We start from the raw sequence: 14,297 nt of genomic DNA, 5'->3' as shown, positions 1-14,297 counted from the left end.
ACCTCCGGTCCGTTTCATCGCCTGCGTATCAGGGTCATGCGTGCGTCATGCGGTATGAGCGGCATATTGATGATGTGCGCGACGGCCTGACCGGGGTCGATGCGAACGTAATTAGCCTGCCCCCATTGGAATTCCTGGCCGGTGATCTCGTCGCGCACCCAAAACCGCTCGTAGGGCTCCATACCCAAAGCGGCCATGTCTAAAAACAGGGTCGCTTCCTCGGCTCCGTACGCGTTGAGCGTCACGACCACCAGCACACAGTCGCCGGTCGCCGGGTCGAACTTCGAGTAGGCCAGCATCGCGTCGTTGTCCACGCCGTGGAAATGGATGGTGCGCAGTTGCTGCAGGGCGGGATGAAGTCGGCGAATTGCGTTGAGCTGTGTGATGAATGGCTCAAGCGATCGTCCCTCGGCGAGGGCGCCCGCGTAATCACGGGGCCGCAACTCGTACTTCTCGGAGTCCAGGTACTCCTCGCTACCCTCCCGCACCGCGCGGTGCTCGAACAGTTCGTAACCCGAATACACGCCCCAAGCCGGCCCCATGGTGGCAGCCAGCACCGCACGGATGGCGAACATTCCGGGCCCGTTGTGCTGCAAGACGGCGTGCAAGATGTCGGGGGTGTTGACGAACAGGTTGGGGCGGCGAAAGTCGGCGAGGCTGGCGATGTCGTTGCCGAATTCGGTCAATTCCCACTTCGCCGTGCGCCAGGTGAAGTAGCTGTAAGACTGGGTGAACCCCAGTTTCGCCAGACCGTACTGCCGCGCCGGTGGCGTGAACGCCTCGGACAAGAACAGGACGTCGGGATCGGCGGCCTTGACCGTGGCGATCAGCCAGGCCCAGAAATCCGGCGGCTTGGTGTGCGGGTTGTCGACGCGAAAGAACTTGACGCCGTGGTCGATCCAATACCGGACCACGCGCAGCACCTCGTCGTAGAGGCCGGCCGGGTCGTTGTCGAAGTTGATCGGATAGATGTCCTGGTACTTCTTGGGTGGGTTTTCCGCGTAAGCGATGGTGCCGTCGGGCAATTCGGTGAACCAGTTGCGGTGGTCACGCGCCCACGGATGATCCGGCGCGCATTGCAGGGCGAGGTCCAGCGCCACCTCCATGCCCAGCTCGCGCGTCGCGGCGACGAACGCGTCGAAGTCCTCGATGGTGCCCAGGTCCGGATGGATGGCGTCATGGCCGCCCTCGTCACTGCCAATCGCCCAGGGAGAACCCACATCGCCGGGCGCGGCGGTCGGGGAGTTGTTGCGCCCCTTGCGATGTACCTTGCCGATCGGGTGGATCGGCGGCAGGTAGACGACGTCGAATCCCATTGCCGCGATGCGCGGAAGCTGGGCGGCGGCGGTCGCGAAGGTGCCGTGCACCGGGTTGCCGTCGGCATCCCATCCGCCGGTCGAGCGGGGAAACATCTCGTACCAGGAGCCGAACCGCGCCAGCGGCCGGTCCACCCACACGCCGTGCTGCTCGCCGCGGGTCACCAGATCGCGCAGCGGGTAGTCGGCCAGAATCTCTTCGATCTCCGGTCCCAGCGCCAGCGCGGTTCGGGTGACTGGATCGCCGGGCTTGCGCAGCGCAGTCGCGGCGGTCAGCAGCGGTTCGCGCAGCGGGCGCGGCACGCCCGTGGCCGCGCGCTCGAACAACCCGGCGCCGACCAACAGATCGTTGGACAGTTCGGTTTCGCCTTGACCCGCGTCCAGTTTGGCGATCAACCCGTGTCGCCACGAATGAATCGGGTCGCCCCACCCGTCGACCCGGAACGTCCACAAACCGACCTGGTCGGGGGTGAACTGACCATGAAAGACATAGGGCTCGAGACCCATCGTCATCGGCAGCGACAGCGGCTTGATCCGTTGCTGATTGACCTTGCCGTCGCGTTCCGTGACCGGCTTTGCCGGCGCCTGAACCGCCCTGATCCGGCGGGTCTCGGTTACCTGCGGATAGCCGGTGCCGAGGTAGCGCACCACCAAGGTGGCCGCGACGGCCTCGTGACCCTCGCGCCATACCGCGGCGCTGACCGGTACGACTTCGCCGACCACTGCTTTCGCGGGATACGCGCCACAGGAAACGACCGGTTGGACGTTATCGATCTCGACACGACCGGGCACCAGCACTCCGTTCCGATTGTGTGCGGCCAACCCCCGCGATGTGTTCCGTGCGGATTGCCGCTCGTCGGGAAACTTCCTGTCGTGGGGAACTTTCTGTGCGGGGAGGCATCGTTGCGACCCCGGTAACTACCCGATACCCACCCTAGTCTCCGGTCACACACCGGTGAGGAAAGCGATCCTGTCCGCCGTGCGGCGGCGCAGAACCTCAGTAAGGTATTAACGCGTGAAAGCCCTCCGCCGGTTTACCGTCCGTGCTCACCTTCCGGAGCGTTTGACCGCGCTGGACCAGCTGTCGACCAACCTGCGATGGTCGTGGGACAAGCCCACCCAAGAGCTTTTCGCGACTATCGACCCCGAGCTGTGGGAGCGGTGCAGCAGCGATCCAGTCGCGTTGCTGGGCGCGGTGAGGCCGGCGCGCCTCGACGAGTTGGCGCTCGACGAGGTGTTCCTGGGCCGGCTCGATGCGTTGACCGCCGATTTGAACGATTACCTGAGTCGCCCGCTGTGGTACCAGCAACAGCAGGAGCGCAGCGCCGAAATGCCGGCCGCGATCGCCTATTTCTCGATGGAGTTCGGCATCGCCGAAGTGCTGCCCAACTACTCCGGCGGCTTGGGCATCCTCGCCGGCGACCACCTGAAGTCCGCGTCCGATCTGGGTGTCCCGCTGGTAGCGGTGGGCCTTTACTACCGCTCCGGATACTTCCGTCAGTCGCTGACGGCCGACGGCTGGCAGAACGAGACCTACCCGTCGTTGGACCCGCAAGGCCTGCCACTGCGGCTGCTGACCGATGCGACCGGCGAACCCGCGCTGGTTGAGTTGATGCTGCCGGACTCCGCGCAGCTGCACGCCCGGATCTGGGTCGCTCAAGTGGGCAGGGTTCCGTTGCTGTTGCTGGATTCCGACGTCCCGGAGAACGAGCACGATCTGCGCGGCGTCACCGATCGCCTGTATGGCGGTGATCAAGAACATCGAATGCGGCAGGAGATCCTGGCGGGCATCGGCGGGGTGCGGGCGATCCGTGCCTTCACCGACATTCACGGACTGCCCGCGCCCGAGGTGTTCCACATGAACGAGGGCCACGCGGGCTTCCTCGGAGCGGAACGCATCCGCGAACTGATGACCGGCTCCGGGCTGGACTTCGACACGGCGCTGACGGTGGTGCGCTCCAGCACGGTGTTCACCACGCATACGCCCGTGCCCGCCGGGATCGACCGGTTCCCCATCGACATGGTGCGGTTGTACTTCGACGACCACGCGGGCGACGAAGCCGAACCCGCCGGTAAGGCCGCGACGTCCGACGCCTCGCCGGTGCTGCTGCCGGGTGTGCCGACGGCTCGCATCCTGGCGCTCGGCGCCGAGGACGACCCCACCAAATTCAACATGGCGCACATGGGCCTACGGCTGGCCCAGCGCGCTAACGGGGTGTCGTCGCTGCACGGACGGGTGAGCCGATCCATGTTCAACGAACTGTGGCCCGGTTTCGACGCGAGCGAGGTGCCGATCGGCTCGATTACCAACGGAGTTCACGCCCGCACCTGGGCGGCGCCGCAGTGGCTGCAGCTGGGCCGCGAGCTGGCCGGTTCGGATTCGTTCAGCGATCCGGGGGTCTGGCTGCGCCTCAAGCAGGTCGACGCGGGCCATCTGTGGTGGATCCGCTCGCAGCTGCGATCCCTCCTGGTCGACGACGTCCGGCAGCGGCTCCGTCGGTCATGGCTGGAACGTGGCGCCTCGGACGCCGAATTGGGTTGGATCGCAACGGCATTCGATCCAGAGGTGCTGACCATCGGTTTCGCTCGGCGGGTGCCGACGTATAAGCGGCTGACGCTGATGCTGCGTGATCCGCATCGGCTGGAACACCTGCTGCTCGACCAGGAGCGGCCCATTCAGCTGATCGTCGCGGGGAAGTCGCACCCCGCCGACGACGGCGGCAAGGCGCTGATCCAGCAGGTGGTGCGCTTTGCCGACCGGCCAGAGGTGCGCCACCGCATCGCTTTTCTGCCCGATTACGACATGTCCATGGCGCGGCTGCTCTACTGGGGCTGCGACGTGTGGTTGAACAACCCCTTGCGACCGTTGGAGGCTTGCGGCACCTCGGGAATGAAGAGCGCACTCAACGGCGGGCTGAACCTGTCCATCCGCGACGGCTGGTGGGATGAATGGTACGACGGCGAAAACGGTTGGGAGATACCGTCTGCCGATGGCGTGACCGACGAGAACCGGCGCGACGACCTGGAGTCCAGTGGGCTCTACACACTGCTGGAAGAAGCCGTCGCACCGAAGTTCTACGAGCGCGACGAACACGGCGTGCCGCCGCGCTGGATCGAGATGGTGCGCCACACCGTGCAGACGCTCGGACCAAAGGTGTTGGCGTCCCGCATGGTGCGCGACTACGTCGAGCAGTACTACACCCCGGCCGCACAGTCGCTGCGCAAGACGATCGCACCGGCCGACGGTGCCGAAGACGCGGCGGGCGGCGGCGAGTTCGGCGCGGCCCGTGAGCTGGCCGCCTACCGCCGGCGTGCCCAGGAGGCCTGGCCCAAGATCGTCATCACCGATGTCGACAGCACCGGCCTGCCGGACAGTCCGGTGCTCGGCTCGAAGCTGACCCTGACCGCCACCGTCGCGCTGGCCGGGTTGGCGACCGACGAGGTCACGGTCCAGGCGCTGGTGGGCCGGGTCGACGCCAGCGATGCCCTGCTGGAGCCGATCACCGTCGAGATGTCCTACACGGGTACCGCCGAGGGCGGCAACCAGGTCTTCTCCACGACGACGCCGCTGCCGCTGGCGGGATCGGTCGGCTACACCGTGCGCGTGCTGCCGCACAACCCGATGCTGGCGGCCAGCACCGAGCTTGGCCTGGTCACGCTGGCGCGATAGCCGGGTCAGTCAGGCCGACAGGCCCTCTTCCGAAGGCGCCGCGGTGCGCAGCCGCTGCAGCGCCTGGCGCACCTGGTCGCCGTTGGTGGTCTGCCAGAACGGCGGCAAGGAGGCCCGCAGGTAGCCGCCGTAGCCGGCGGTGACCATGCGGGAGTCGAGCACAGCAACCACACCGCGATCGCTGACGCGCCGCAACAGCCGCCCCGAGCCCTGCGCCAGCAGCAGTGCCGCGTGGTTGGCGGCGACGGCCATGAAACCATTGCCGCCGCGCGCGGCGACCGCGCGCTGCCGCGCGCCCAGCAGGGGGTCGTCGGGCCGGGGGAACGGGATGCGGTCGATCAGCACCAATGACAGCGACGGCCCGGGCACGTCGACGCCCTGCCACAGCGACAACGTGCCGAACAGCGACGTCTGCGGGTCGGCGCTGAACTGCTCGACGAGCGCCGAAGTGCTGTCGTCGCCCTGACACAGCACCGGCGTCGACAGCCGCCCGCGCATGGCCTCGGCCGCCGCCCGGGCCGCCCGCATCGACGAGAACAACCCCAGGGTGCGTCCGTCGGCCGCGGCGATGAGTTCGGCGATTTCGTTCAGCTGCTCGGCAGAGCCGGTGCCGTCGCGTCCCGGTGGCGGCAGGTGCGCGGCCACGTAGAGGATTCCGGCCTTGGCGTGCTGGAACGGCGAACCTACGTCGACGCCGCGCCAGCGCGCGTCGTCGCCTTCCTCGGCCGTCAGTCCCCAGGCCGCGGCCATGGCGTCGAACGAGCCGCCGATGGTCAGCGTCGCCGACGTCAGCACCACGGTCGAACGCGAGAACACCCGCGACCGCAGCAGCCCGGCGACCGACAGCGGCGCCACGCGCAACACCGGGCGCGAGGAACCCCTGATCTCTTCGTGCTCGAGCCACACCACGTCGGTGCGGTCGGGGATGGCCGGGCCGAACGATTCCAGCACGCGCGACGCGGTGTCCGAGATCTCGCTCAGTGCCGCAACGGCTTCCGCGCGCGCCGACGCAGCCTTGGGGTCGTTGGTGGTGTCGATCGCCGAGCGCGCCGCGCTCGCCACGTCGCGCAGCGCGGTCAGGTAGGTCGCCAGCTCGTCGTCGAGGCGGTCGATGCGGCCCGGCGTGCCGTCGTGGATGATCGAGGCGAAGTTCGCCGTCGCCGCCTCCAGCCGCTGGATCAACTCCGGCTCCACCAGGCGGGCGATGCGCCGGGCGGCCACGCCGAGGGAGGCCGACGTCAGCTCCGCGGTGGCCACCGATGTCACCCGATCGACCAGCTCGTGCGCTTCGTCGACGACCAGCAGCGTATGCTCGGGCAGCACCGCCGATTCGGCCACGGCGTCGATGGCCAGCAGCGCGTGGTTGGTGACCACGACGTCGGCGCGCCCGGCCCGGCTGCGCGCCCGCTCGGAGAAGCACTCGGCGCCGAACGGGCAGCGCGCCACGCCGAGGCATTCCCGCGCGGAAACGCTGACCTGCGACCAGGATCGGTCTTCGACGCCGGGTTTGAGGTCATCGCGATCACCGGATTCGGTGCTCGACGCCCATTCGGTGAGGCGCTGGACGTCGCGGCCCAGCGCGCTGACCGCCATCGGGTTGAACAGTTCCTCCTGCGGCCGGTCGTCGCCCTCTTCACCGTCGGCCGCCCCGCCATTGTGAATCTTGTTCAGGCACAGATAGTTTCGCCTGCCCTTGAGTAAAGCGAACTGCGGACGGCGCGGCAGCGCACCGGCCAGCGCGTCGACCAGCCTGGGCAGATCGCGGTCGACCAACTGGCGCTGCAGAGCGATCGTGGCCGTGGACACGACGACGGGGGACTCGTCGTCGATCGCGTGGACGATCGCGGGCACCAGATACGCGAGCGACTTGCCGGTGCCGGTGCCGGCCTGCACCACCAGGTGCTCGTTTGTGTCGAAAGCGCGCGCCACCGCGGCGGCCATCTCCTGCTGGCCGCTGCGCTCACTGCCACCGAGCGCGGCCACCGCGGTAGCCAGCAGCTCGGACACGGAAACGTCGGACGTGGCTACCCTCTTCGCTGTTCGGGGGCGGGAATCTGCGTCGTCGTGATCGCGGGGTCGCCGTGCGACAAGTTCAATCCCTCCCACGGCAGACTGCGCAGCCCGGAAGTTACCAGCTCGCGCGCCGCGGCGAGGTTCGGTTTGGACACCAGTTCGCCACCGCGGACCAGCGGGATGGTCAGCACCCGAGCCGGTTCGGAGACGACGGGCCGGTGACCGGCCGGATACACCACCTCCTCGGTGACGATGCCGGAATCGCGCGACACGCGCAGCGCCTCCTTGCGCCCGCCCTGGGATCCCTTGTGGCTGCTGCGCTTTTGCACCGGCAACCCGTCCACCTCGACGAGTTTGTACACCATGTTCGCCGTCGGGGCGCCCGAGCCCGTCACCAGCGACGTGCCCACGCCGTAACTGTCCACCGGCTCGGCGGCCAAGGCCGCGATGGAGTACTCGTCGAGGTCGCCGGAGACGACGATGCGGGTCCCGGTCGCTCCCAGCTCGTCGAGCTGTTCACGCACCTGCCGGGCCAGCACGCCCAGCTCGCCGGAGTCGATGCGCACCGCGCCCAAGCCGGTACCGGCGGCGGCCACCGCATTGGCGACACCGGTCGTCACGTCATAGGTGTCCACCAGCAGGGTGGTGTTCACCCCGAGCGCGTCGACCTGTGCCCGAAATGCCGCCAATTCGGTGGATTCCGTGGGGGAGTCGGCGCGAGCATGCAGCATGGTGAACGCGTGCGCGGCGGTGCCCTCGGCGGGTACCCCGTAGCAGCGCTGCGCCTCGAGATTGGACGACGCCGCGAAACCGGCCAGGTAAGCGGCGCGGGCCGCGGCGATGGCGGCCTGTTCGTGGGTTCGTCGTGACCCCATCTCGATCAGCGGGCGTCCCCTGGCCGCGCTCGCCATCCGCGCCGCGGCCGACGCGACCGCGGTGTCGTGATTGAAAATCGACAGCGCCAGCGTCTCGAGCACCACGCATTCGGCGAACGTCCCGGTCATCGACAGGACGGGGGATCCGGGGAAGTACAGTTCGCCTTCGGCGTAGCCGTCGATGTCACCGCCGAACCGGAATTCGCGTAAGTACCGCAACGTATCCGGGTCGAGGAACTGCGCCAGCGACTGGCACGCCTGGTCATCGAAGGTGAATTGTGGCAGCGCCTCGAGCAGCCGGCCGGTTCCCGCGACCACGCCGTAGCGGCGGCCGTCGGGAAGCCGGCGGGCGAAAAGCTCGAAGGTGGTCCGTCGATCCGCGGTGCCGTCTCGCAGCGCCGCGGCCAACATCGTCAGCTCGTATTTGTCGGTCAGCAGCCCAGTGACGACCGGGTCGTTCATTCCATAACGGTATCGGCTGCCATTGGGGCTCGGAAACGTCGTGCACCCCTCGGTATCGTGTAGGCCATGGTTGTTATGTCAGCGCCCACTAAGCCGGGCACTACAGGACAACGAGAGTCCGCACCGGTAGAGGCCACGGCGAGCCCGTGGGTCACGATCGTCTGGGACGACCCGGTCAATCTGATGACCTATGTGACCTATGTGTTCCAGAAGTTGTTCGGCTACAGCGAGCCGCACGCCACCAAGCTGATGTTGCAGGTGCACAACGAGGGAAAGGCCGTGGTGTCCGCCGGCAGTCGTGAGTCCATGGAAGCCGATGTGTCCAAGCTGCACGCCGCCGGTCTTTGGGCGACGATGCAGCAGGACCGCTGAAGCTCGAGGCGCTGGCGATTTCCTGTGCGCAAATGGAAGCGGGTCGAGACCGCTAGCGGCCCTCGCTTTCGGTCGTCCCTGGCATCGCACGAGGCCGCCCTGCTCAAGAACTTGGCCACCGCGATGATCGGTCTGCTCGACGAGCGTGAATCTTCCTCGCCCGCAGACGAACTCGAGGAGATCACCGGGATCAAGACGGGCAACGCCGATCCCCCGAAAGATCCCACGCTGCGCCGGCTGCTGCCCGACTTCTACCGGTATCACGACGAGGACACCGCGCCGCCCGATTCCGCGGACAGCCTGAACGCCGCGTTGCGCAGCCTGCACGAGCCCGACATCGTCAACGCCAAACGCGTTGCCGCACACCGATTGCTGAGCACGGTTCCCGACGATGGCGGCCGCTTCGAGTTGACCGAGGACGACGCGAACGCATGGATCGCGGCGGTCAACGACATCCGGTTGACCCTGGGAGTCATGCTCGAGGTCGGGCCGGAGGGTCCGGAGCGCCTGCCCGCCGACCATCCCCTGGCCGTGCACTTCGACGTGTACCAGTGGCTGACGGTGTTGCAGGAGTACCTGGTCCTGGTGCTGATGGGGCCCCGCGACCGATGAACGCCATCACCGACGTCGCGGGCATCCGCGTCGGCCACTACCAACGTCTGGATCCCGACGCGTCCCTGGGCGCCGGCTGGGCTTGCGGCGTCACCGTCGTGCTCACCCCGCCCGGCACCGTCGGCGCGGTGGATTGCCGCGGCGGAGCGCCCGGCACCCGGGAGACCGATCTCTTGGATCCCGCCAACACCGTGCGGTTCGTGGACGCGGTGTTGCTCGCCGGGGGCAGTGCCTACGGGCTGGCCGCCGCCGACGGCGCCATGCGCTTCCTGGAAGAACGCGAGCGCGGTGTGGCGATGGACGGCGGCGTGGTGCCGATCGTGCCGGGCGCGGTGATCTTCGATCTGCCGGTCGGGGGATGGGAGTGCCGCCCGACGGCGGAGTTCGGTTACGCGGCGTGCGAGGCCGCCGAAGCTAGCACGGCGATGGGCGTCGGGACCGTCGGCGCCGGGGTGGGGGCGCGCGCCGGGGCGCTCAAGGGCGGAGTCGGAACCGCGTCGAGGGCGCTTCCGTCCGGCGTGACCGTCGGGGCGGTGGCCGTGGTGAACTCCGCGGGCGAGGTCGTCGACCGGACCACCGGGCTGCCGTGGATGGCGGACCTCACCCGGCAGTTCGGGCTGCGGCCGCCGCCGGCCGAGCAGATCGAGGCGCTCGCCGAGTTGCCGTCCCCGTCGGATCCGGTGGACAACCCGCTCAACACCGTCATCGCGGTGGTGGCCACCGACGCCGCCCTGAGTCCGGCGGCATGTCGGCGGGTGGCGATCGCCGCCCACGACGGCCTCGCCCGCAGTATCCGGCCGGCGCACACGCCGGTCGACGGTGACACGGTGTTCGTGCTGGCCACCGGGGCGGTCGAGGTAGGCGCGGCCGCCAGTCCGAAACCGGTGCCCGCCGCCTTCTCCCCAGAGACCCGGCTTGTCACCGAGGTGGGCATCGCCGCCGCCGATTGCTTGGCGCAAGCGGTGCTGGGCGGCGTGCTGGCCGCCGAATCGATCGCCGGCATACCGAGCTATCGCGACGTGCTGCCGGGTGCATTCGGTCGATGAGAGGCGACCGGCCGCGGCGCCGGTAGCCTTGACGATGCTGGAAACACGCTGGAAGGGCAGCCATGGGTAAGAGGACTCCCACCGGACGCCCCGGCGCGCCTGCAGCCCAGCCGAGGAAGCGGTCCGCCGCCGCCGTGGGAGCCGTCACGATCCTCACGTTCGTGGCCCTGCTCTACGTCGTCGAGCTGATCGACCAGCTGACGCGGCACTCGCTGGACGCCAATGGCATCAGGCCGCTGGAGGCCGACGGCCTGTGGGGCGTCATCTTCGCCCCGGTGTTGCACGAGAGCTGGCAACACCTGATGGCCAACACCGTGCCGCTGCTGATCCTCGGATTCCTGATGACGCTGGCCGGCCTGTCCCGGTTCGTCTGGGCGACCGCCATCGTGTGGATCGTCGGCGGCCTCGGCACCTGGGTCATCGGCAACGTCGGCAGCAGCTGCGGGCCCACCGACCACATCGGCGCGTCGGGCCTGATCTTCGGCTGGCTGGCCTTCCTGCTCGTATTCGGCATCTTCGTGCGCCGGATGCGCGACATCATCATCGGCCTGATCGTGATGTTCGCCTATGGCGGCGTCCTGCTCGGAGCCATGCCGGTGCTCGGCAGATGCGGAGGCGTGTCATGGCAGGGCCATTTGTGCGGAGCGATCGCCGGCGTCGTGGCGGCCTATGTGTTGTCCGCACCGGAGCGTCAGGGCCGGACGTCGAGGAAGGCCCGCACCGCTGTGCCGCGGCCCAAGATATGAGCTCGGCACTGGCGCCCATCGGGGTATTCGACTCCGGCGTCGGGGGACTCACCGTCGCGCGGGCGATCATCGACCAACTGCCCGACGAGGACATCATCTACGTCGGCGACACCGGCCACGGTCCGTACGGCCCGTTGACCATCCCCGAGGTCCGCGCGCACGCGCTGGCCATCGGTGACGACCTCGTCGGCCGCGGCGTCAAGGCGTTGGTCATCGCCTGCAACACCGCATCCGCGGCGTGCCTGCGAGACGCTCGCGAACGCTACGACGTGCCCGTCGTCGAGGTCATCCTGCCCGCGGTGCGCCGCGCGGTGGCCACCACCCGCAACGGGCGCATCGGCGTCATCGGCACCCAGGCGACCATCAACTCGCACGCCTATCAGGACGCGTTCGCCGCCGCCCGCGACACCGAGATCACCGCGGTGGCCTGCCCGCGCTTCGTCGACTTCGTGGAGCGCGGCGTGACCAGCGGCCGGCAGGTACTCGGGTTGGCCGAGGGGTATCTCGAGCCGCTGCAGCGCGCGCAGGTCGACACGCTGGTGCTCGGCTGCACGCACTACCCCCTGCTGTCCGGGCTCATCCAGTTGGCCATGGGGGAGCACGTGACGCTGGTTTCCAGCGCGGAGGAAACGGCCAAGGAAGTGCTTCGGGTGTTGACCGAACGGGACGTGCTTCGCCCGCACGACGCACCCCCTGCGACTCGCGTTTTCGAAGCCACCGGCGACCCCGACGCATTCACCGCATTGGCGGCGCGATTCCTGGGTCCCGCAGTCACCGGTGTCCAGCCCGTTCATCGGGTGCGCATTGATTGACGATCGGACGAGATTCTCGTCACACCAATGCGGCGATGTTTTCGTCACGGTCCTACCGGGCATGGCACAGTAGTGTCCGTGCGAATAACCGTGCTCGGCTGCTCGGGCAGTGTGGTCGGTCCGGATTCGCCCGCGTCGGGTTATCTGCTCCGGGCACCGGACACTCCGCCGTTGGTCATCGACTTCGGCGGGGGCGTCCTCGGCGCGCTACAGCGGTATGCCGACCCCGGTTCCGTGCACGTGCTGTTGTCGCATCTGCATGCCGATCACTGTCTGGATTTGCCCGGGCTTTTCGTGTGGCGGCGCTACCACCCGACGCGTCCGCTGGGCAAGGCGTTGCTCTACGGCCCGGGGGACACTTGGTCGCGCCTGGGTGCCGCGTCGTCGCCCTACGGCGGTGAAATCGACGACTGTTCAGACATTTTCGACGTTCGGCATTGGATCGACGGTGAGCCGGTGACCATCGGCGCGCTGACGGTGACACCGCGTGTGGTGGCTCATCCGACCGAGTCCTACGGCCTGAAGATCACCGATCCCTCCGGCGCATCGTTCGTCTACAGCGGCGACACCGGTACGTGCGATCAGCTCGTCGAGCTGGCTCGTGGCGCCGATGTCTTCCTCTGCGAGGCTTCGTGGACGCACTCGCCGGATCGGCCGCCCGCGTTGCATCTGTCGGGCACCGAGGCCGGCCGCGCCGCGGCCGAGGCCGGCGTTCACGAACTGTTGCTGACGCACATTCCGCCGTGGACCTCGCGTGAGGACGTGATCAGCGAGGCCAAGGCCGAGTTCGATGGTCCCGTGCATGCGGTGGTGTGCGGGGAGACGTTCGATATCCGCCGCTCCGAGCGGGTCTGAGCCACCCGCGGCGGTGGTGAATTGCCCGCTAGTGTTGGCGGCGTGACGAGACGAGAAGACGGCCGCCTCGACGACGAGCTCCGGCCCGTTGTCATCACCCGTGGTTTCACCGACCACCCCGCCGGTTCGGTATTGATCGAGTTCGGCCACACCAAGGTCATGTGTACGGCCAGCGTGACCGAGGGGGTGCCGCGCTGGCGCAAGGGATCGGGCCTGGGGTGGCTGACCGCGGAGTACGCGATGTTGCCGTCGGCAACCCACACCCGCTCGGACCGCGAATCGGTAAAGGGCCGCCTGTCCGGCCGCACCCAGGAGATCAGCCGCCTGATCGGGAGGTCGCTGCGTGCGTGCATCGACCTCGCGGCACTGGGGGAGAACACCATCGCCGTCGACTGCGACGTCTTGCAGGCCGACGGTGGCACGCGCACCGCGGCCATCACGGGCGCCTTCGTGGCGTTGTCCGACGCGGTGACCTATCTCGCGGCCTCGGGCAAGTTGTCGGATCCCCGGCCCTTGTCCTGTGCGATCGCGGCGGTCAGCGTCGGCGTGGTCGACGGGCGCATCCGCGTCGACCTGCCCTATGAGGAGGACGCCCGCGCCGAGGTCGACATGAACGTCGTCGCCACGGACACCGGGACCCTCGTGGAGGTGCAGGGGACCGGTGAAGGGGCGACCTTCCCGCGCTCGACGCTGGACAAACTACTCGACGTGGCGCTGGCCGCATGTGACAAGTTGTTCGCCGCGCAGCGCGACGCGCTCCAGCTCCCATATCCCGGCGTGCTCCCCGAGGGGGCGCCGGCGCCGAAGGCGTTCGGCAGCTGACCGTGCCCGATGGTGACGACCCGCCGCCCCCGGCTTCGCCGCGGTTGCGATCGGCACGCCTGCTGGTCGCCAGCCGCAACCCGAAGAAGCTCGCCGAGTTGCGCCGGGTGCTCGATGCTGCCGGCCTGACCGGGTTGAGCTTGGTGTCGCTCGACGATGTGGCGCCGTTCGAGGAAGCGCCGGAAACCGGCGCGACCTTCGAGGACAACGCCCTGGCCAAGGCGCGTGACGCGTTCACTGCGAGCGGTCTGGCGAGCGTGGCCGACGATTCCGGGCTGGAGGTCGCCGCGCTGAACGGCATGCCCGGTGTGCTGTCGGCGCGCTGGTCGGGCACGCACGGCGACGACGCGGGCAACACCGCCCTGCTGTTGGCGCAGTTGCGCGACGTGCCCGACGGGCGTCGCGGCGCGGCATTCGTGTCCGCCTGTGCGCTGGTCTCGGCCGCAGGGGAGGTCGTCGTGCGCGGCGAGTGGCCGGGAAGCATCGCGCGCGAACCGCGTGGCGACGGGGGCTTCGGCTATGACCCGGTCTTCGTCCCCCATGGGCACGACCGCACCGCGGCAGAACTGAGCCCAGCGGAGAAGGATGCGGTCTCGCATCGCGGTCGCGCCCTGCGGCTGCTGTTGCCGGCGCTGGAAACGCTGGCGCGTTCCGGAATCAGCTAGGTTGGCGAGGTCCGGCCAGGCGTCGTTCGCT

Annotated in this window: 12 protein-coding genes; 9 read left to right on the top strand and 3 right to left on the bottom strand. The window is 68.5% G+C overall.

The genetic code is table 11. The features are described 5' to 3' along the window. Positions 1 to 14: 14 nt before the first annotated feature. Positions 15 to 2,108, bottom strand: coding sequence for an alpha-1,4-glucan--maltose-1-phosphate maltosyltransferase (locus AC5Y7E_RS18605; protein WP_499950260.1), 2,094 nt, complete (start codon positions 2,106 to 2,108; stop codon positions 15 to 17). A 223-nt stretch (positions 2,109 to 2,331) separates the two neighbouring features. On the opposite strand from AC5Y7E_RS18605, the gene glgP reads away from it, so the two are divergent. Then, the gene (gene glgP / locus AC5Y7E_RS18600; protein ID WP_499950257.1) at positions 2,332 to 4,986 is read left to right on the top strand and encodes an alpha-glucan family phosphorylase; all 2,655 of its coding nucleotides are present in this window, start codon (positions 2,332 to 2,334) and stop codon (positions 4,984 to 4,986) included. Positions 4,987 to 4,995: 9 nt separating this feature from the next. Here the strand turns inward: glgP and AC5Y7E_RS18595 are convergent, their stop codons facing one another. Together AC5Y7E_RS18595 and AC5Y7E_RS18590 are read right to left on the bottom strand one after the other, a co-directional pair. Continuing rightward, positions 4,996 to 6,993, bottom strand: a complete 1,998-nt coding sequence (locus tag AC5Y7E_RS18595) for an ATP-dependent DNA helicase (RefSeq protein WP_499950255.1) — start codon at positions 6,991 to 6,993, stop codon at positions 4,996 to 4,998. A gap of 17 nt (positions 6,994 to 7,010) precedes the next feature. Beyond that, positions 7,011 to 8,336 (bottom strand): nicotinate phosphoribosyltransferase, encoded by a 1,326-nt coding sequence (locus AC5Y7E_RS18590; protein ID WP_499950254.1) that lies wholly within the window; start codon positions 8,334 to 8,336, stop codon positions 7,011 to 7,013. A 66-nt stretch (positions 8,337 to 8,402) separates the two neighbouring features. Here AC5Y7E_RS18590 and clpS point away from each other — a divergent pair, with 66 nt between their 5' ends. From clpS to rdgB, 8 genes are all read left to right on the top strand, one after another. Next, a complete protein-coding gene (gene clpS, locus AC5Y7E_RS18585) occupies positions 8,403 to 8,708 on the top strand; it encodes an ATP-dependent Clp protease adapter ClpS (protein WP_067127731.1) in 306 nt (101 codons plus the stop codon). A 24-nt stretch (positions 8,709 to 8,732) separates the two neighbouring features. Then, positions 8,733 to 9,320: an oxidative stress transcriptional regulator AosR gene (gene aosR / locus AC5Y7E_RS18580; protein WP_499921323.1), complete on the top strand. Its 588-nt coding sequence runs from the start codon at positions 8,733 to 8,735 to the stop codon at positions 9,318 to 9,320. Further along, positions 9,317 to 10,366, top strand: a complete 1,050-nt coding sequence (locus AC5Y7E_RS18575) for a P1 family peptidase (protein ID WP_499950253.1) — start codon at positions 9,317 to 9,319, stop codon at positions 10,364 to 10,366. Before aosR ends, AC5Y7E_RS18575 begins: the two co-directional genes overlap by 4 nt. Positions 10,367 to 10,428: 62 nt before the next feature. Continuing rightward, positions 10,429 to 11,112 carry a rhomboid family intramembrane serine protease gene (locus tag AC5Y7E_RS18570; RefSeq protein WP_499950251.1) on the top strand — a complete coding sequence of 228 codons (684 nt, stop codon included), beginning with the start codon at positions 10,429 to 10,431 and terminating at the stop codon, positions 11,110 to 11,112. Then, positions 11,109 to 11,924, top strand: coding sequence for a glutamate racemase (murI, locus tag AC5Y7E_RS18565; protein ID WP_499950250.1), 816 nt, complete (start codon positions 11,109 to 11,111; stop codon positions 11,922 to 11,924). Before AC5Y7E_RS18570 ends, murI begins: the two co-directional genes overlap by 4 nt. 72 nt (positions 11,925 to 11,996) lie before the next feature. Continuing rightward, a complete protein-coding gene (locus AC5Y7E_RS18560) occupies positions 11,997 to 12,779 on the top strand; it encodes a cyclic nucleotide-degrading phosphodiesterase (protein WP_499921331.1) in 783 nt (260 codons plus the stop codon). 42 nt (positions 12,780 to 12,821) lie between these two features. Continuing rightward, complete coding sequence (gene rph / locus AC5Y7E_RS18555) at positions 12,822 to 13,601, top strand: ribonuclease PH (RefSeq protein ID WP_499921332.1); 780 nt, start codon at positions 12,822 to 12,824, stop codon at positions 13,599 to 13,601. A 44-nt stretch (positions 13,602 to 13,645) separates the two neighbouring features. Then, on the top strand, positions 13,646 to 14,266 hold the full coding sequence (rdgB, locus tag AC5Y7E_RS18550) for an RdgB/HAM1 family non-canonical purine NTP pyrophosphatase (RefSeq protein ID WP_499950318.1): 621 nt from the start codon (positions 13,646 to 13,648) through the stop codon (positions 14,264 to 14,266). Positions 14,267 to 14,297: the final 31 nt, after the last annotated feature.

Source organism: Mycobacterium sp. NGS17, from assembly GCF_059813205.1.
The sequence above is the reverse complement of the archived record's forward strand: the minus strand, read 5'-3'. Positions and strand labels throughout refer to the sequence as shown.

Coding starts and splice junctions, on each gene's coding strand:
- AC5Y7E_RS18590 (WP_499950254.1), bottom strand. CDS start 8,336: ATGAACGACCCGGTCGTCACTGGGCTGCTGACCGACAAATACGAGCTG.
- clpS (WP_067127731.1), top strand. CDS start 8,403: ATGGTTGTTATGTCAGCGCCCACTAAGCCGGGCACTACAGGACAACGA.
- AC5Y7E_RS18575 (WP_499950253.1), top strand. CDS start 9,317: ATGAACGCCATCACCGACGTCGCGGGCATCCGCGTCGGCCACTACCAA.
- AC5Y7E_RS18570 (WP_499950251.1), top strand. CDS start 10,429: ATGGGTAAGAGGACTCCCACCGGACGCCCCGGCGCGCCTGCAGCCCAG.
- murI (WP_499950250.1), top strand. CDS start 11,109: ATGAGCTCGGCACTGGCGCCCATCGGGGTATTCGACTCCGGCGTCGGG.